Source organism: Providencia sp. Je.9.19 (assembly GCF_051129765.1).
Lineage (GTDB): Bacteria > Pseudomonadota > Gammaproteobacteria > Enterobacterales > Enterobacteriaceae > Providencia.
Genome location: NZ_JBCPSS010000001.1, coordinates 901817 through 920055, shown reverse-complemented (window position 1 = coordinate 920055; position 18239 = coordinate 901817). Strand labels below are relative to the sequence as shown.

Here is an 18239-nt window from a genome sequence, read left to right as displayed (position 1 = left end):
TTGATACCGCTTCGTTAGAAAAAGCATGTTGTGACATTTTAATCCTTAAAACAATAAGAGCGCTAAGGGCGCTTCTAAACTAATCCGTCTGCTAATTGACGAAATATCTTACTACCATTGTCACCGATCCCGGCAAAATATCAAATATATGAGTAATAAGGTAGTCAATTTTATATTTATAAGTCAAATAGCTAAGTTTAAATCACTACAAATGATAGATTGAAGTTACTCATATTCTGGGCTGATGGTTAATTGCCAACCTGGCACATCTTCCCAATAAGCACTTTCTTTCTCAAGATCGAGTAGCATAAGTGCATTTCGTGTTAAATATTCAGCAGGTAAAAATAGGTTCCAATGGTCATCATCGGTTTCTATTCTTAGCGATGATGGGGTCGTTGTCGATTGGCGCTGGTTATTTAACAGTATCGATAGCCGCAAAATTTGAATTAACGGCATAAACTGTTTTCGCTTATAAAGGTTAAATTTCGGAATATCATCATATTTAATCACTCGGCGATGATTACGAACCAGTGTGGCTAACAGTAATTGCTGTTCTTGATTAAATCCGGGTAAATTAGTGTTCTGGAGAATATAAGCGGAATGTCGATGCATACCGCTGTGATTAATACTCAAACCTACTTCATGCAGCATGACTGCCCAAATAAGTATTGATTCAAGTTGTGGATTTAACTGTTTGGGATTTTGCTTACCCCATTGATAATAAAGCTCTTCCATCGTTTTAAGAACTCGCTTGGCTTGTTCTCTATCAATATTATAGTGCTCCGCTAGGCTTAGTGCAGTGCGTTGGCGGATATCTTGATGGCGAAAACGACCTTCCATTTCATAGAGAACACCCTCACGTAAGGCACCGTCAGAAAGGCGTAATTCTTTAACATTAAGTGAATCAAAGACAGCAATTAAAATCGCTAATCCGGGCACAAAAACATGTTTGCGTTCATTAGAAAGACCGGGAATATTTACCGCAGAAAATGACTTATACTTCAAGGCCATTTGTTTTATTTTTTCAAGTCGTTCACGGGTGATAATACCGTCTTTTTCTTCCATTTCGAGCAACACTGCGTGTACCGCTTTGATGGTACCTGAAGCGCCCATCGCGACATCCCAGCTTTGTTTTTTAAATAAGATAGCGGCATTTTCAAGTTTCAAACAGGCTGCAAGGTAGGCTCGATTAAAATTTTCAGACGAAATGGTTTCATTAGGAAAATAATTGCGGGCAAAACTGACGCATCCCATCCGGCGGCTTTCAATTAACAGAGGCTCGAATTTTTCTCCAATGACAAGCTCAGTCGAGCCACCACCAATATCGATAACCAGTTTACGGCCTTTTTCCGGTTGAGTATGCTCAACACCCATGAAAATCAATCGCGCTTCTTCTTGTCCTGAAATGATTTCAATGGGATAGGGCATTATGCCTTTAGCGCGCTGCAAAAAATCTTTTACATTCGTTGCCACACGCAATGAATGGGTGCCTACGATACAAACGTTTTCAGGTGAAAAGCCTTGTAAGCGCTCAGCGAATAGCGCTAAACAAGCTAGCCCTCTTTCCATTGCTTCTTCGCTAAGTTCATTGGTATCACTGAGCCCGTCAGCAAGATGCACCCGTTTTTTTAAGCGAGTAAGCACTTGTAATGCACCATTAACGATACGTGCAATCACCATGTGAAAACTATTAGAACCTAGGTCAATAGCCGCAATTTCTTGTGGTCTAGTCGTAGATGTATTGGTTATTGGCATAGTATCAAGCTCTTGTATCAGGCGTTTCGTGTGATTTTAAATAGTCATAAACCGCAAGTTGGGAACGAATTTTACGTTTATTACCGCGAGGAACATAATGATTACTTAAATCTTTGTCAACATAACGCGCTTTTACAGTATCGTTAAATTGTAACTCAAGAATATCTAAAACTAATTGTTTAAGACGTGGGTCTAGCAGGCGAACAGCGACCTCAATACGATAGTCTATATTACGAGTCATCCAATCAGCTGACGAAATAAAGACCTGTTCATCACCGGCGTTTGAAAAGACGTAAACGCGGTCATGTTCAAGAAATCTATCGACAATACTGGTTACTTGAATGTTTTCACTGTAACCCGCCTGACCAGTAACTAAAGAACACATACCGCGTACTAATAAGCGGATTTTGACACCTGCATTTGATGCATCATAAAGTTTATCGGTTAATTCTTTATCAACAAGGTTATTGATTTTTAATGTAATACCACTAGGTAATCCGGCGAGAGCATTACTAATTTCCTGATCAATGAGTTCATTTAATTTAGTGCGGGTATTTTGTGGTGATACCATTAAATTATCGAATGAAACAGGGCGGTATGGATTTTCAATAAAGCTAAAGACTCGGCGAACTTCATTGGTGATTTGTTCATTCGCAGTAAGTAATGAATAGTCAGTATAGAGACGCGCGGTTTTCTCGTTAAAATTACCGGTTCCAATATGTGCATAGCGGATAATTTCGCCATTTTCCATCCGCGAAATAATAAACAATTTAGCGTGGATTTTAAGGCCTGGCGCAGAGAAAATAACGTGTACGCCTGCTTCAGTTAATCTTTTGGCCCAATGGATGTTGGCGGCTTCATCAAAGCGCGCTTGTAGCTCAACCACCACTGTGACTTTTTTGCCATTGTGCGCGGCATGGATAACGGAATCAATAATCCGAGAATCTTTAGCGACACGATAAATATTGATTTTTATCGAGAGCACATTGGGGTCAAAAGACGCTTGTCTCAGTAATTCTAAGGTATGTTCAAATGTGTAATAAGGGTAATAGAGCAGCACATCTCGTTCACGGATGGCATCAAATCCATTGCGAAAATTATCGAACCAACGATGGCGAAGTCTCGGCAATGGTTTATTTAATAAGTTTTTATTACCTTCATTTGGGAAGTTAATGAAATCTTTAAAGTTATGGTAACGTCCACCCGCAATAACAGAGTCATCATTAGATAACCCCAATTTTTGTCGTAGAAGAACCACCATTTCATCAGGCATATCTCGCTGATAAACAAAACGCACAGGTTCCGCGGTAAGGCGCTGTTTCAGGGTCGATGACATGATTTCAAGTAGGCTGGACTCCATTTCTGTCGCAATATCATATTCTGCATCGCGTGTCATTTTCATGGAATAAGCATTTAACTTATCGTAGTCAAAGAAGCCTTTAAAAATTTCATCAAGGGTATATCGCAAGATATTATCAATTAATACCATAGACTTTCGACGCTTGGGCATTTCGGGAGGCAAATTAACAAAACGCGGCACTTTATCTGATGGTATTTCTAATAACGCATACTGAATATCACTACCGTTAATAATTTCAACGGCAAGGTAGGTGTAGTCATCTTTTAGAAACTCGACTAAATCCGTATCCCGATTAATTAAAATCGGGGTAATGTGTTGACGTAAGTTTTGTCTGAAATATTGACGTACCCAAATTTGTTGGCGTGGGGATATTTGTCTTTCGTTAATTAAGAATATTTGGTTGCGAGCCATTTCAAGCAGTAAATCATTATACAAAACGTCAAACTCTTGTTCTTGTTTGGCGACTTTAGATTGGATGCGTTTAAGTAAATGACGAGAGCCACTGGCTGAGCCACGTTCTTCATTAATTAAAATCCGACGCTTCACATCGGCAAAACGGACTTTATAAAATTCATCTAAATTATTGGAATAAATGCCCAAAAAACGCATTCGCTCAATGAGAGGGTTACGCTTATCAGCGGCTTCTTGTAAAACGCGTTCGTTAAAAGCCAGCCAGCTTAACTCTTTTTCATGATAGAGACGTTCTTGGGACATTATTGCTCCGTAATACTCTAAGCGTTAATACTTATATGCCGTTGATATTAGATATCAATGTATAAATATGAATAATTTAGCTTTGATTAAACGCGCTGCTTAATGGCTGCATTTTTACTGACAACACTTTCAGGATTATCAGACTGTTGTTTCATTGCAAAATATTGGTGTTGAAAAACACACATACGAATTGCTGTATGATAGCGACCATTAACAAAAAACTCGTCAATTAATTCGCCTTCAGTATGAAAGCCTAGTTTATTATAAATATGAATAGCTTTTATATTTTCTTTATCGACGATGAGATAAAGCTTATATAAATTAAGTACAGAGAAAGCATAGTCCATCGCAAGTTTGGCTGCACGCGTTGCATAGCCTTTTCCTTGATAATGTGGAGCAATGATTATCTGAAATTCAGAGCGTCGGTGAATGTAATCGATTTCAACGAGTTCGACTAAGCCGACTTTTTCACTATCATTTTCAATGATAAAACGACGTTCAGATTGGTCATGAATATGTTTGTCGTAAAGATCGCTAAGTTCGACAAAAGCCTCATAAGGCTCTTCAAACCAGTAACGCATCACGCTGGCATTATTGTCAATTTGATGAATAAATGCCAAATCTTCACGTTCAAGTGGGCGCAACCTAAACGGATGAACTTGCCCGGTAGTCATATAACACCTCTAATTATTTTTGGTATATGTTTATATATCGATTTTGCCGTTTTGGTAAAAACAGAAATAAACACACTGAATTAACTTCTAAGAACCATGATAAGGATACCATTTATTTGTAATAAAATAATGACTCAACGCAGAGAGTTTTTTTTCATGGCGAAGATTTATCCAGTTTAGGTGGGAAAATAACGAATAAGGTTAGAATAAAGAGAAAAAGGGCAGAAATTATTTTCGGCCCTTGATTTGATTAGCCTAGCGATTTAGCGGGTGTCGCTTAATAACGGTCACTCGACAGCGGCACCTTGTGCAGGAAGTGGATTGCCATCTAACACCGCTTTGCCATCAATCATTGTTAATCGGTCATTCACAAACCATTGCACTACCATCGGGTAAATGTGGTGTTCTTTGGTTTTGATCCGCTCAATGACACCATATTCAGTATCGTCTGTAAAAAGTGGGATTTTTGCTTGCAAAATGACAGGGCCGCCATCAAGTTCTTCGGTGACAAAATGCACAGAAGTACCGTGTTCTTTATCGCCATTTTCAAGGGCTTTTCGGTGAGTATGCAACCCCGGATATTTAGGGAGCAAAGACGGGTGTATGTTGAGCATTTTACCCGAGAAATTTTTAACAAAATTCGATGATAAAATTCGCATAAAACCAGCAAGCACCACTAAGTCAGGTTGATATTGCGCTATTGTTTCCAGTAAAGCAGCATCGTATTCATCGCGGCTAAGATAGTTTTTAGCATTCAGACAAAGGGCGGGAATACCCGCCTCTTGTGCTCGAATAATACCGTATGCATCGCTTTGGTTGCTCACTACTGCAACAATATCAGCATTGATGGTGCCGTTATGGCAACCATCAATTAATGACTGTAAATTACTGCCACTACCGGAAATGAGGACAACAATTTTTTTCATTAGCGGATCACTACTTGCTCTTCACCTTCAGGTAATTGGCCGATGGTGCCAATCTGCCATGCTTTTTCACCTAATGCGGTGAGTAATGTTAACGCAGAGGCAACTTCGGTTTGAGGCAGAGCAATAATGATACCGACACCACAGTTAAACGTGCGATACATTTCATGTGTTGTAACTGCACCTGCTTGTTGTAACCAACTAAATACGCTCGGCCACTGCCAGCTATCGCCATCAATAATCGCTTGAGTATTATCAGGTAAAACGCGTGGAATATTTTCCCAAAAACCGCCACCTGTAATATGTGCGATAGCGTGAATATTATTTTTAGAGATCAGCTCAAGGACATTTTTCACATAAATGCGAGTTGGCATTAATAAATGATCAGCGAGTGATTTGCCCTCTAACTGAGTATTTTCTGGGTTAGTTTTGCTGACTTCTAAAATTTTGCGTACGAGAGAATAGCCATTTGAATGAGGACCACTTGATCCTAAAGCGATTAATGCATCACCCGCACTGACTTTAGTGCCATCAATAATTTCTGAGCGCTCAACGACACCAACACAGAAACCAGCAACGTCATAATCTTCACCATGATACATACCTGGCATTTCGGCAGTTTCACCACCCACTAAGGCACAACCTGATTGTTTACAGCCTTCAGCGATACCCGTGATGACGCTTGCCGCTGTATCGACGTCTAATTTGCCTGTTGCGTAGTAGTCGAGGAAGAATAGGGGCTCAGCACCTTGTACAATTAAATCGTTAACGCACATAGCGACAAGGTCAATACCAATCGAATCGTGACGCTTTAAATCCATCGCAAGACGTAATTTGGTGCCAACGCCATCTGTACCTGAAACCAAAACTGGTTCACGGTACTTCTGTGGCAGGGAACATAATGCACCAAAGCCTCCGAGTCCTCCCATGACTTCTGGGCGGCGAGTTTCTTTTACTACACCTTTAATGCGTTCAACCAATGCGTTACCTGCATCAATATCGACACCGGCATCTTTATAGCTGAGAGAGGTTTTATCAGTCACTACGGCCCCCAAGGCAATTGCATATTTAGAAAAATAAACTATCTTGATAGATATTCTAGCAGGCAACGCAAACGTTTGCGATAGCTTTGTTAATGAAAAATTATGGCAAAGACTCTCCAAGTTGCGATGGTGTTAGCTACACTTAGTATTCATCCTTATAATATCGCTTAGAGATAAGCATATAAACTAGCTAATTAACTATTTGAATTAGCAGATATATTTAAAAAAACAAAATCTAACTGATTAAATCTTGACCTGAGTCAAGCGGAATCTAGTGGCATCTACCGAAAAAAGAGGTATAATCCGGCGATTTTTTTGTCCGCCAGTGTCTAAAACAGTAGGAGAAACCCATGAAGATCGTTGAGGTAAAACACCCTCTCGTTAAACATAAACTCGGCCTGATGCGAGCTCATGATATAAGTACTAAGCGTTTTCGTGAACTGGCCTCAGAGGTTGGTAGCCTACTCACTTATGAAGCAACCGCTGACCTAGAAACTGAAAAAGTAACAATAGATGGTTGGTGCGGTCCGGTAGAAGTTGAACAAATCAAAGGTAAGAAAATAACGGTAGTCCCAATTCTTCGTGCAGGTATTGGCATGATGAATGGTGTTCTAGATAGTATTCCAAGTGCACGTATCAGTGTGGTGGGTGTTTATCGTGATGAAGAAACACTAAAACCTGTCCCTTATTTCCAAAAATTAGCTTCAAATATTGATGAGCGTATGGCGCTAGTCGTTGACCCGATGTTAGCGACCGGTGGCTCTATGATTGCAACAATTGATTTGTTGAAAAAATCAGGTTGTCATGCAATTAAAATTTTGGTTCTTGTTGCTGCGCCGGAAGGTATTAAAGCACTTGAAGCCGCTCACCCAGATGTTGAATTGTATACTGCTTCTATTGATGAATATTTAAATGAAGAAGGGTATATCGTTCCGGGTCTCGGAGATGCGGGCGATAAGATATTTGGTACTAAATAATAATGAGCCGACTTAATGAGTCGGCTTTTTTTTGTTTGTTTAATTATTATTTTCTTAATTATAAAATCCATTATTAAAAGGATAAAACGAAATGACACGTCGTACGATCGGTGTTGAAGAAAGACCCCCTCTACTACAAACTATTCCACTGAGTTTACAACACCTGTTTGCTATGTTTGGGGCGACGGTTATCGTACCTATTTTGTTTGGTGTTAATCCTGCAACCATACTGTTATTTAATGGTATTGGCACATTGTTATATTTATTTATCTGTAAAGGACAAATTCCAGCTTATTTGGGTTCGAGTTTTGCTTTTATTTCACCAGTATTAATTTTGCTACCGTTAGGATATGAGCTTGCACTTGGTGGGTTTATCATCTGTGGTGTGCTGTTTTGCCTTGTTGCTTTAATTGTAAAAATTGCGGGACGAGGTTGGATTAACGTCATGTTTCCACCTGCGGCAATGGGTGCAATTGTTGCAGTTATCGGTTTAGAGCTGGCGCAAACAGCGGCAGGAATGGCGGGTTTACTACCAAAAGAAGGCGTGCCTGTTGAATCCTCCACGCTAATTATTTCAATTGTCACTTTATCGGTCACCATTTTGTGTGCAGTGGTTTTCCGCGGCTTTCTGGCGATTATTCCAATTTTAATCGGCGTGTTGAGCGGATATGCGTTGTCCTATTTCATGGGTATTGTTGATTTTACACCAGTTATTGAAGCGCCATGGTTTGCTTTACCGACTTTTTATACACCACGTTTTGAATGGTTTGCGATATTAACTATCTTACCTGCTGCGCTGGTTGTTATTGCGGAGCACGTGGGTCACTTAGTCGTCACCGCGAATATCATTGAACGCGATTTAATGAAAAGCCCCGGCCTGCATCGCTCAATGTTTGCTAATGGACTTTCGACAGTAATTTCAGGCTTCTTTGGATCGACGCCTAATACCACTTATGGTGAAAATATCGGTGTAATGGCCATAACGAAAGTGTATAGCACATGGGTTATTGGTGGTGCTGCTGTGATTGCCATACTACTTTCTTGTGTCGGAAAATTAGCAGCGGCGATCCAGTTAGTGCCAGTTCCAGTCATGGGCGGTGTTTCTTTATTACTTTATGGTGTGATTGGTGCTTCCGGTATTCGCGTTTTAATTGACTCAAAAGTAGATTATAACAAACCACAAAACCTAATTTTAACGTCAGTTATCTTAATTATTGGGGTTAGCGGCGCGGTTATTCATATTGGACAAGCAGAACTTAAGGGAATGGCATTGGCAACAGTAGTGGGTATAGGAATGGCGTTACTGTTCCGTTTTATCACTTTTGTACGCCCTGAAAAGCAATTTGTCACTGCGGAACTTGAAGAAGTCGATACGAAGAAAAAATAAACTTTTTCTATATGAAAAGATAAAACTAATTGCCGGTGTGACGAAATACGCCGGCAATTGAAATTCTTACTGTTCATCTATCCTTGAAATTTATGGTAAACTTGTCCGCGTTAATTGATTTGCACAGTCAGAGGTGCTTCTGAACACACCATCACAGCTTTCACTGCCACTTTATCTACCCGATGATGAAACTTTCGCCAGCTTTTATGCAGGGGAAAATGATGCCTTATTATCTGCAATTAAATCAGCGATTATGCAATCTCATGGGAGCTATATTTATTATTGGTCTCGTGAAGGCGGGGGAAAGAGTCATCTGCTTCATGCAGCTTGTGCTCAATTGTCGGAGCAAGGTGTGGCTGTAGGCTATGTGCCATTAGATAAACGAGCTTATTTTGTACCTGAAGTTTTAGAGGGTATGGAACATTTATCACTGGTATGTCTTGATAACATTCAATGCATTGCTGGAGATGAAGAGTGGGAAATGGCCATTTTTAATTTCTACAATCGAATATTAGAAATCGGGCGTACTTGTCTTTTGATTACGGGTGATAGGCCGCCAAGACAAATTGATTTGGTTCTTCCTGATTTAGCGTCAAGGCTAGACTGGGGACAAATTTATAAGCTACATCCACTAAGTGATGAAGATAAAATTTGTGTGCTCCAATTACGAGCTCGGATAAGAGGGTTTGAACTACCTGAAGATGTGTGTCGTTTTGTTTTAAAGCGCCTTGACCGAAAAATGGGTACTTTATTCGATATTCTCAATAAGTTAGATCACGCATCTATCGTTGCACAACGTAAACTGACCATCCCTTTTGTAAAAGAAACTCTCAAATTATAACATTCTCCGACTAGGGAAATGATTGGCAGCCAAATGACTGCCAATAATAGACGCTATAAAATATCGAATACCTGTTCAGGTGGGCGACCTAATTTAGCTTTATCACCATTGACCACAATGGGGCGTTCAATCAACTTAGGATTATCGTGCATCGCTTTGATGAGCTGCTCTTGACTCAATGAATCATCGCTAAGTTTTAATTCTTTATATAAATCTTCTTTAGTACGCATTAATTGGCGCGCATCGTTAAAATTAAGCATTGTTAGCAATTTTTTAATATCAGTAATGCTAGGCGGTGTTTTTAAATATTCAATTACCGTTGGCGTAATGCCTCTTTCTTCTAAAAGATTGAGCGTTTCTCGACTTTTAGAGCAGCGAGGATTATGGTAAATCTTAATATTATCCGTCATGACGATTATTCCTTACGGTTTGGCATTACTGTCGCGTAATTGTAATTTTTTCAATTCATCGATACGTGCATCGTAGCGTTGTTGTTCATAACTGCCGAGCTTGCTTTTTCTGCTAGCATCACTGAGATAATTGATTGCATTATCATAGTTGCCTCTAAGCGCCATTCCCTCAGCGTAAGCCGCGAGTTCTTCGTTTCGATTACCTTGTTTTGCCGATGCTTCTGCTAATAAATCCCAACCGATAGGGTCATTAGGGTAATCAAACGTATATTTATTTAACAGCTTACTGGCTTCTTTATATTGATGGCCATTAACTAATGCGTTGGCAAGGTTAACGATTAGAACAGTATTGTTGGGTGATTTTTTTAACGCATTTTGCAGGCGAGTAATGGCTTTACCTACTTGTTTTTGTTCAATATCAATATCCGTCATGCTATCGATAAACCACGGATTGTCAGGTTGTTTTGCTAATAATTGGCTGACTATTTTTTCTGCTTCTGCATACTTTTTATTTTGAGATAGTTGTAAGGCTTGGCCGTATTTCGCGGCGAGCTGTTCTTGTTCAGAACCTTTACTATAGTTATCAATTATTTGGTCTAAAGCGATCTTTTGATCTTCACTATACATCGACAAGATACGTACACGGGCTAACATAAAATCCAGTGATGATGGCGTGCTCACTTTTGGATATTGATTTGAGCGGTTACGTGCATCGGCTAAACGACTATCTGGTAATGGGTGAGTCAGTAATATTTCAGGCGGCTTAGACATATAGCGGGTTTGGTCTGACATTGTTTGCATAAAATCAGACATTGCATGAGGATCAAACCCAGCACGTCTTAACGTTTGTAAACCAATGCGGTCAGCTTCTTGTTCGTTGGCTTGGGTAAAGCTAATCATACCTTGCTGTACACCCGCCATAGTACCTGTTAGCGCTGCAAATCCTGCTTGTGGATTAGCCATAATGAGCAGTAATGAACCAATGGTTCCTGCAATGGCTAGCGGTGTGGTGCTTTTTTGGTCTTCCATCATTCGTGCAAGATGGCGCTGAGTAACGTGAGATATTTCGTGAGCCATAACTGAGGCTAACTGGCTTTCATTTTGGCTATAACGAAAGAGCGCGGAATGCAGGACGACATTACCACCGAAATAGGCGTAAGCGTTAATATTTGGGTTATTTACAAGATAAAACGTGAAGGGTGTTTTAACTGAATCGGCATTTTTAACTAAACGCATACCCAATTTGTTAATGTATTGAGTAAGTAATGGGTCATAAATTAATGGTGTACTGGCGCGAATTTGGCGCGTAATTGCATCACCCATGATAATTTCTTGGTTAATACTTAGTGTAGCTCCTGCGGTTGTACCAATATCGGGTAACGTATCTTCAATAGCGCCATACGCAGGGAGTACTGTACTATTCATTAGTGCAGTGATTAATAAAGCCAGTAGTGGATATTTAAATTTTTTAGTCATTTGGTCATGGTATCCCATACAGCACGAATTATTTAGGGGATATGATAGCAAAAGCTATCGTAAAATCAGTTATTCGGTATAATTTTCGATAATTTAAGAACTGTCCTTTATTTTAAGCGCATTTTTTTGCATTAATATCCCAGGAGCCAATGAATGTTGGAATTGTTTTTACAGTGGTATCGCCGACGTTTCGCTGACCCACAAGCTGTTGCACTTTTTACTCTGCTCGTTATCGGCTTTTTTATTATTTTTTTCTTTAGCAGTATATTGGCTCCGTTATTGGTGGCAATTGCATTAGCGTATTTGTTGGAATGGCCGACACATTTACTTGAACGTATTGGTTTATCTCGGGTTCTCGCTGTTAGCATTATTTTGACCTTATTTGCAGGAATTAGTGCCATGGTCATTTTAATAATTGCACCTACAGCATGGCAACAGGGAATTAATTTAGTTGCTGATTTACCGAGTATGGTCACGCGTTTCAATGAATTTGCTCAAAAATTACCTGAACAATATCCTGCTTTAGTTGATGTTGGCATTATCGACATGATGGCAGATAACTTGCGTAGTCGTTTATCTGGTGTGGCAGACTCGGTAGTAAAAGCATCAGTTGCGTCTTTGATTGGTATTTTTTCCCTCGCTATCTATCTAGTGCTTGTTCCGTTAATGATGTTTTTCTTACTTAAAGATAAAGACAGAATAGGGAAAAGTTTTGTTAAATTGCTACCGAAAAATCGCGTGTTAGTTAGCAAAGTTTGGTTGGAAATGAACCAACAAATTGCGAATTATTTACGTGGTAAAATCACTGAAATGGTGATTGTTGGTGTTTGTACTTATTTATGTTTTGCTTATTTTGATTTGCGTTATGCGGTGTTACTTTCCGTATTAGTCGGAATATCGGTATTGATCCCATATATTGGGGCGGTAGCCGCGACAATTCCGGTTGTGCTGGTGGCACTATTTCAATGGGGAATTGGTAGTGACTTTTGGTCCTTGATTATTGTTTATCTTGTCATTCAAGGGCTTGATAGCAATATTGTTGTTCCACTTCTGTTTTCAGAAGCGGTAAACTTACATCCATTAGTTATTATTTTATCTGTGGTTATTTTTGGTGGATTATGGGGATTTTGGGGGGTGTTTTTTGCTATTCCTCTCGCCACTTTGATTAAAGCCGTGATCCACGCATGGCCAGAAGATACCAGTGATAGTGAAAAGCTAGAGAGTAAAGACAGTAAATAGTTATTGCGCTAATAAGAGCCTCGTCCTTTAGGGGACGGGGGGAATGACAAAATTTTATGCTTAATTTGACGATGAGCGATTGATGATAAATGCTTATTTATCAGTTGGATAATGAGTGACATATTGCAGGTTTTGAAAAAGAGGGTTGAATACAACATAACAACCCTATTTAATTAGATTAGTTGTGAGTGTTTATGTAGTTAAGTACAATTTCATGGTGATTACTGGTTTTAAAGTCGTCAAATACGTGTTCAACGTTACCTGCAGCATCAATAAGAAAGCTAATACGATGAATTCCATCATACGTTTTCCCCATGAATTGTTTTTCGCCCCATACACCAAATTGTTCACAGACTTGGTGGTCTTCATCGGATAATAAAGTGAAGTTCAATAGTTCTTTTTCAGCGAAACGCGCCAATTTTTCAGGTTTATCGGTGCTGATCCCTAAAACTTCGACACCTTTAGCTTTCAGTGTGTCCATTTCATCGCGTAGACCACAAGCCTGCACAGTACAACCCGGCGTCATTGCTTTTGGGTAAAAGTAAACTAATACACGCTGACCTTCGTAATCAGACAGACTGATAACCTCACCATCTTGGTCAGGAAGGCTAAATTGTGGCGCCTTATCACCGGCTTTCAATGGGTTCATTGCTTATATCTCCATTAACTCTGCATGTTGGGGTTGTTAACAATGCTGATATTGCCTTTAGCTTTAAGCATTGTACATAGTTGTTGAAATTTATTTTTTATTATTATGCCATTATCATCTAATGGGTCATGTGCCGTAATTTGAATTTCTAGTTGGGCTGGTACATTATTATGGGCAGGTTGAGTTTTAGAAACAAGTTCTGCAATATTACATTGTTGGGTTGTGAATAAATTTGTGAATTGCTCGACAATTCGAGGCGCATCATCGACCACAATATTGACAGTCACTGTCGATGGATAGTAAGTGGTTTGAACGCTTTTAGTTCTTTTCATAACAATGAGAAGCTCTAACTCGGCTCCTTTGGGCGGTAGTGTTGATTCTAAGAGGGCGATAGAGTTCCAGCTACCCGACAGCATCATGATAAAAGTAAACTCTTTGCCAAACATCGCTAGGCGACTATCTTCAATATTACAATCACATTCGCTAACAAGGCGAGTTATTGTATTCACAATGCCTGGACGATCTGTTCCCAGCGCGGTAATAACGAGAAATTGCTGTTCAGTCTGAGGCAAAGTCTATTCCTTATTTTTGTATTATGTCAGTTTTCATTCGACCGACAATATTGCCATAAAAAATATTGCCATAAAAAGTATCGTCATAAAAAAACTAACTTTAGATAATGATAAGGAAACCATAAAAATATGAATCTGCCAAGAGGAGTGACTCACTCTTGCGAGAAATATCAGTGAATTATTACTTCTATTTAAGTTTATGCTGCTGGCATTAACAAAATTCATTAAAATCTTGCGTTTGGGTGGTTTTCTTCTTCGATATGAAAAAGTAACATGGGGGTTCAACTATTTTAGAGGTTATCGCCATGGCTAACGGAAACTACAAAGATTTTTTAACGGGAAGTATTGTTGCAGTTATTACACCGATGGATTCAGCTGGGCGTTTAGATAAACAAAGCCTAAAAAGATTGGTTGATTATCATGTTGAAAGCGGTACATCTGCTATTGTATCGGTTGGTACTACTGGTGAATCTGCTACGCTAAATCACAAAGAGCACGTTGAAGTGGTGAAAGCTACGTTAGAATTAGCCGATGGACGTATCCCTATTATTGCTGGTGCAGGCGCCAATGCGACAGCAGAAGCTATCTCATTAACGAAAGATTTCGAAAACAGCGGTGTAGTTGCTTGCTTGACGGTAACACCTTATTATAATAAACCGTCTCAAGAAGGGCTTTATCAACATTTTAAAGCAATATCAGAAAACACGAGCTTGCCTCAAATTCTCTATAATGTACCATCACGTACTGGTTGTGATTTATTACCAGAAACCGTGGGGCGTTTAGCTAAATTAGCAAATATTGTTGCAATTAAAGAAGCAACAGGGAACTTAGCAAGGGTTCACCAAATCAAAGAACTTGTTGATGATAATTTTGTATTGCTCACAGGTGATGATGCAACTGCACTTGATTTTATGCAACTCGGGGGCCAAGGTGTAATTTCAGTAACTTCAAACGTTGCAGCTGCACAGATGGTAAAAATGTGTGACTTAGCGCTTGCAGGCAAATATACTGAGGCTCGTGAATTAAATAAACGACTGATGGGACTGCATCATCAGTTATTTGTTGAACCAAATCCAATTCCAGCGAAATGGGGCTGTCACCGTCTTGGCCTGATCTCCGATGATACTTTACGGTTACCAATGACACCGTTAACCGCATCAGGTCAGCAGAAGGTAGAGGAAGCTCTGAAGCTCGCTGGGTTACTGTAAAATTTAGGGAATTTTAATGGCAACATTATTGCAAAAATCGAAGGTTATGAAGGTTGCTGGCCTGTCACTTGTTGTGTTACTGGCAGCCTGCTCCAGCGATCAGCGCTATAAACGTCAGGTCAGTGGTGATGAAGAATATCTCAATGCTGCGCCATTGAAAATGTTGAATGCGCCTCAAGGAATTACATTACCAGAACAAAATGGTGAGTTTGATATTCCTAAGGCAACATCAACAGGAGCGATAGGGAAAGCACTTGATATTCGCCCACCAGTACTGACTATTTCGCAATTGTCCGGTTCGCGTACAGAAGATAGCGCTAATGCGAGTCGTTTGTTGCTAGAAAATACCCCTGAAAATAGTGCTCTATGGTCACAAGTGACATTGATCCTAGAACAGCGCGGTATTCCTGTATCTTCAAAAGATGATGGTTCACATTCAATTGAAACCAATTGGGTTAAATGGGATCGCGCAGATGAAGATGTGGCAATCGAAAGCCGCCATAAAATTACAGTGCAACCAGAAAATAACATGATAGCGCTGACCGTGACTAATTTAGGAATGCAGCAGGGTACCGAATCGATTACCGATGCCGCTGAAATGCAACGTTATAATAAATTGCTGTTAAATGAATTAACCGATAATTTATTTGCATTGCGCGATACATCTAATAAAAATAGCATTCAGAATGCTTATGGTATTATTGATGTTCAAACCGGTAGTGACACCACAGGTCTACCATTGGTCATTGTTCGTGCGCCGTTTGATGCTGTGTGGGAGCGTCTGCCTCATACACTGGAAAATGTCGGTATGAAAGTCGGCGATCGTAGCCGTTCTACAGGTTCTGTTATGGTGACATATAAAGGACTAAGCAGCTCTGAATGGCAAGCACTTGGTGTTGATGACCCATCAGTACCAGAAGCCGACTATAAAATTCAGGTTGGTGATTTGAATAACCGTAGTAGCCTACAGTTTATCAATACTAAAGGTGTGCCATTAACTCAAAAACAAAATGATGAAATGGTTGCTGCATTGAAAGCCGCATTTAGTAAAGTTGCACCTAAAAAATAATTATTAATTATTTGATTTGAATATAAACCGTAACGCATTTATTGGGTTACGGTTTTTTTCGTTTTATTACGACTAAGCACAATTATATTTAATCAGTAATATAAAAAATAAGAATATTTGGTGGATTTATAATCAATTTGTTTTCAGATATACTCTACTTATAGATTGGCAACATTATAGGGATCTGTCGTGCATAATAATCGAATTGAGAGGATAAAAAATAGAGACAGTAATGTAATGCCAAGGAAAATATCAGGGGCTGGTTTCAATCGAAAATTACGAACAACTGAGGGCAATATTTCACATACTGCTACCTTTATTAGAGAGGGTATTGGTGATTTTGAATTACCAAATTATGATATTTCTATTGGTTATCGGTTGGTTAAGTCAGAAAAAAAAGAGCAATATCGTTTGATAACTGTGGGCGATATTCCTGAAACCGTTTACTTGGTTGAGTTAAAATTTCGAAAAGATATTATTTTGGATAGAATAACGTGTACACAAATTAAAGTATGGCGCACAATTTCATCGATCCATAAAAATGTTATTCGAGAATTACCCAGCTTATTTTTTGCTTATCTACTTGATACATATTGTATTATGCTTACTGATGAAGAACATACCGATGACGGGAGACGTTTTTGGGAATCAATGATTGATTGGGCATTTAATACTCAATATTACGTTTATACTTCTGATGGTACAGTCGAAGATAGACCTTTGACTGTGATTAAAAATATGAATGATTTTTATACGAACTGGAGCGATCTATTTTGGGGGAACGACATTGATATTCATACACATAGATTAATTGCTATAAGTAAAATACCACTAATCTCTAGATAATACGGTTAAATCGCCATTCTTCAGTTTTTACTCGCAAAAATCAATTCTGAAATTGCTATTCATTTGAATAAATAAACCATAAAACAAATGGACAAAAAATCAGTGTTCATCGTTAAGTAATCGTTTGCGTCTGAATGATATTTTGATTATCATAATGGTTAGTGAGTTATTAAATATTGAATATCAGTTAGTTAGCAATGACGAATGATAATATTCGGTAACTAACTGAAACAGAGCAGAAAACTAACAATGAGTTGAGTTTTTTTAAGTTATCGCAGCACTGCTGTTAGTTATCTGAATCTGCAACGCAGGTTGATATCCTATTTCGTTTAGCCACATCTCTGGAGTGTGTAAAATGCAAAAGAAAGCTGAGTTGTATCGTGGGAAGGCAAAAACTGTCTATACCACAGAGGATCCTGATTTATTAATTCTGGAATTCCGTAATGATACATCAGCACTCGATGGTGAGCGCATCGAGCAATTTGATCGTAAAGGAATGGTAAATAACAAATTTAATCATTTTATTATGAGCAAACTAGAAGAGGCGGGTATTCCAACCCAGATGGAAGCCTTGTTATCTGATACTGAAGCTTTGGTTAAAAAATTGGATATGGTACCTGTTGAATGCGTGATCCGTAATCGCGCTGCAGGCTCATTAGTGAAACGCCTTGGCATTGAAGAGGGTATGGTATTAAATCCTCCAATATTTGATTTATTCTTAAAAGATGATGCAAAGCATGACCCAATGGTCAATGAGTCTTATTGCGAAACATTCGGTTGGGTAAGCCAAGAAAACTTAGCACAAATGAAACTGTTAAGTTACAAAGCCAACGAAGTGTTAAGCAAAATTTTTGCAGATGCAGGGCTCATTCTTGTTGATTTTAAATTGGAATTTGGCTTGTGCAACGGTCAAGTCATTCTTGGTGATGAGTTTTCACCTGATGGTAGCCGTTTATGGGATAAAGCGACATTGAACAAAATGGATAAAGACCGTTTTCGTCAAAGTTTAGGTGGGTTGATTGAAGCTTATGAAGAAGTTGCTCGCCGTATCGGTGTTCAACTCGACTAACAAATTAATATATTTTCCTTAAATGAT

The 18239-nt window shown here is 39.1% G+C and carries 17 protein-coding genes; 8 read left to right on the top strand and 9 right to left on the bottom strand.

Features of this window, described 5'->3' with window-relative positions:
• Positions 1-225: 225 nt before the first annotated feature.
• From ppx to purM, 5 genes are all read right to left on the bottom strand, one after another.
• Positions 226-1755: an exopolyphosphatase gene (gene ppx / locus AAZR93_RS04290; RefSeq protein WP_294105779.1), complete on the bottom strand. Its 1530-nt coding sequence runs from the start codon at positions 1753-1755 to the stop codon at positions 226-228.
• 4 nt (positions 1756-1759) lie between these two features.
• Positions 1760-3829 (bottom strand): polyphosphate kinase 1, encoded by a 2070-nt coding sequence (ppk1, locus tag AAZR93_RS04285; RefSeq protein ID WP_336429903.1) that lies wholly within the window; start codon positions 3827-3829, stop codon positions 1760-1762.
• Between the two features lie 86 nt (positions 3830-3915).
• Entirely contained in the window at positions 3916-4503 is a 588-nt protein-coding gene (speG, locus tag AAZR93_RS04280) for a spermidine N1-acetyltransferase (RefSeq protein ID WP_434719062.1), read from the bottom strand.
• Positions 4504-4790: 287 nt separating this feature from the next.
• On the bottom strand, positions 4791-5429 hold the full coding sequence (purN, locus tag AAZR93_RS04275) for a phosphoribosylglycinamide formyltransferase (RefSeq protein ID WP_434719061.1): 639 nt from the start codon (positions 5427-5429) through the stop codon (positions 4791-4793).
• Positions 5429-6469, bottom strand: coding sequence for a phosphoribosylformylglycinamidine cyclo-ligase (purM, locus tag AAZR93_RS04270; protein ID WP_294105790.1), 1041 nt, complete (start codon positions 6467-6469; stop codon positions 5429-5431). The genes purN and purM overlap by 1 nt, the downstream gene beginning before the upstream one ends.
• A gap of 350 nt (positions 6470-6819) precedes the next feature.
• On the opposite strand from purM, the gene upp reads away from it, so the two are divergent.
• The 3 genes from upp (at position 6820) to hda (ending at position 9674) form a co-directional block, all read left to right on the top strand.
• Positions 6820-7446, top strand: coding sequence for a uracil phosphoribosyltransferase (gene upp / locus AAZR93_RS04265; protein WP_294105799.1), 627 nt, complete (start codon positions 6820-6822; stop codon positions 7444-7446).
• Between the two features lie 91 nt (positions 7447-7537).
• Positions 7538-8833 (top strand): uracil permease, encoded by a 1296-nt coding sequence (gene uraA / locus AAZR93_RS04260; RefSeq protein ID WP_294105802.1) that lies wholly within the window; start codon positions 7538-7540, stop codon positions 8831-8833.
• 133 nt (positions 8834-8966) lie between these two features.
• Positions 8967-9674 carry a DnaA inactivator Hda gene (hda, locus tag AAZR93_RS04255; RefSeq protein WP_434719060.1) on the top strand — a complete coding sequence of 236 codons (708 nt, stop codon included), beginning with the start codon at positions 8967-8969 and terminating at the stop codon, positions 9672-9674.
• Positions 9675-9727: 53 nt separating this feature from the next.
• On the opposite strand, the gene arsC is transcribed toward hda, so the two are convergent.
• Positions 9728-10084: an arsenate reductase (glutaredoxin) gene (gene arsC, locus AAZR93_RS04250; protein ID WP_434719059.1), complete on the bottom strand. Its 357-nt coding sequence runs from the start codon at positions 10082-10084 to the stop codon at positions 9728-9730.
• A 12-nt stretch (positions 10085-10096) separates the two neighbouring features.
• Positions 10097-11560, bottom strand: coding sequence for a beta-barrel assembly-enhancing protease (locus AAZR93_RS04245; protein ID WP_294105811.1), 1464 nt, complete (start codon positions 11558-11560; stop codon positions 10097-10099).
• Positions 11561-11713: 153 nt separating this feature from the next.
• On the opposite strand from AAZR93_RS04245, the gene AAZR93_RS04240 reads away from it, so the two are divergent.
• Positions 11714-12799, top strand: coding sequence for an AI-2E family transporter (locus AAZR93_RS04240; protein ID WP_434719058.1), 1086 nt, complete (start codon positions 11714-11716; stop codon positions 12797-12799).
• Between the two features lie 178 nt (positions 12800-12977).
• Here the strand turns inward: AAZR93_RS04240 and bcp are convergent, their stop codons facing one another.
• Both bcp and AAZR93_RS04230 read right to left on the bottom strand, forming a co-directional pair.
• Complete coding sequence (bcp, locus tag AAZR93_RS04235; protein ID WP_294105817.1) at positions 12978-13448, bottom strand: thioredoxin-dependent thiol peroxidase; 471 nt, start codon at positions 13446-13448, stop codon at positions 12978-12980.
• Between the two features lie 14 nt (positions 13449-13462).
• Positions 13463-14020, bottom strand: coding sequence for a glycine cleavage system transcriptional repressor (locus AAZR93_RS04230; RefSeq protein ID WP_294105818.1), 558 nt, complete (start codon positions 14018-14020; stop codon positions 13463-13465).
• 305 nt (positions 14021-14325) lie between these two features.
• Here AAZR93_RS04230 and dapA point away from each other — a divergent pair, with 305 nt between their 5' ends.
• The 4 genes from dapA to purC all read left to right on the top strand — a co-directional run bounded on the left by dapA (position 14326) and on the right by purC (position 18212).
• On the top strand, positions 14326-15228 hold the full coding sequence (dapA, locus tag AAZR93_RS04225) for a 4-hydroxy-tetrahydrodipicolinate synthase (RefSeq protein ID WP_294105820.1): 903 nt from the start codon (positions 14326-14328) through the stop codon (positions 15226-15228).
• Between the two features lie 16 nt (positions 15229-15244).
• The gene (bamC, locus tag AAZR93_RS04220; RefSeq protein ID WP_294105822.1) at positions 15245-16297 is read left to right on the top strand and encodes an outer membrane protein assembly factor BamC; all 1053 of its coding nucleotides are present in this window, start codon (positions 15245-15247) and stop codon (positions 16295-16297) included.
• 189 nt (positions 16298-16486) lie between these two features.
• Entirely contained in the window at positions 16487-17143 is a 657-nt protein-coding gene (locus AAZR93_RS04215) for a hypothetical protein (protein WP_434719057.1), read from the top strand.
• Between the two features lie 355 nt (positions 17144-17498).
• Positions 17499-18212 carry a phosphoribosylaminoimidazolesuccinocarboxamide synthase gene (purC, locus tag AAZR93_RS04210; protein ID WP_434719056.1) on the top strand — a complete coding sequence of 238 codons (714 nt, stop codon included), beginning with the start codon at positions 17499-17501 and terminating at the stop codon, positions 18210-18212.
• Positions 18213-18239 lie beyond the last annotated feature (27 nt).

Coding starts and splice junctions, on each gene's coding strand:
- ppk1 (WP_336429903.1), bottom strand. CDS start 3,829: ATGTCCCAAGAACGTCTCTATCATGAAAAAGAGTTAAGCTGGCTGGCT.
- arsC (WP_434719059.1), bottom strand. CDS start 10,084: ATGACGGATAATATTAAGATTTACCATAATCCTCGCTGCTCTAAAAGT.
- purN (WP_434719061.1), bottom strand. CDS start 5,429: ATGAAAAAAATTGTTGTCCTCATTTCCGGTAGTGGCAGTAATTTACAG.
- AAZR93_RS04245 (WP_294105811.1), bottom strand. CDS start 11,560: ATGACTAAAAAATTTAAATATCCACTACTGGCTTTATTAATCACTGCA.
- uraA (WP_294105802.1), top strand. CDS start 7,538: ATGACACGTCGTACGATCGGTGTTGAAGAAAGACCCCCTCTACTACAA.
- bamC (WP_294105822.1), top strand. CDS start 15,245: ATGGCAACATTATTGCAAAAATCGAAGGTTATGAAGGTTGCTGGCCTG.
- bcp (WP_294105817.1), bottom strand. CDS start 13,448: ATGAACCCATTGAAAGCCGGTGATAAGGCGCCACAATTTAGCCTTCCT.
- purC (WP_434719056.1), top strand. CDS start 17,499: ATGCAAAAGAAAGCTGAGTTGTATCGTGGGAAGGCAAAAACTGTCTAT.
- upp (WP_294105799.1), top strand. CDS start 6,820: ATGAAGATCGTTGAGGTAAAACACCCTCTCGTTAAACATAAACTCGGC.
- dapA (WP_294105820.1), top strand. CDS start 14,326: ATGGCTAACGGAAACTACAAAGATTTTTTAACGGGAAGTATTGTTGCA.
- AAZR93_RS04240 (WP_434719058.1), top strand. CDS start 11,714: ATGTTGGAATTGTTTTTACAGTGGTATCGCCGACGTTTCGCTGACCCA.
- speG (WP_434719062.1), bottom strand. CDS start 4,503: ATGACTACCGGGCAAGTTCATCCGTTTAGGTTGCGCCCACTTGAACGT.
- ppx (WP_294105779.1), bottom strand. CDS start 1,755: ATGCCAATAACCAATACATCTACGACTAGACCACAAGAAATTGCGGCT.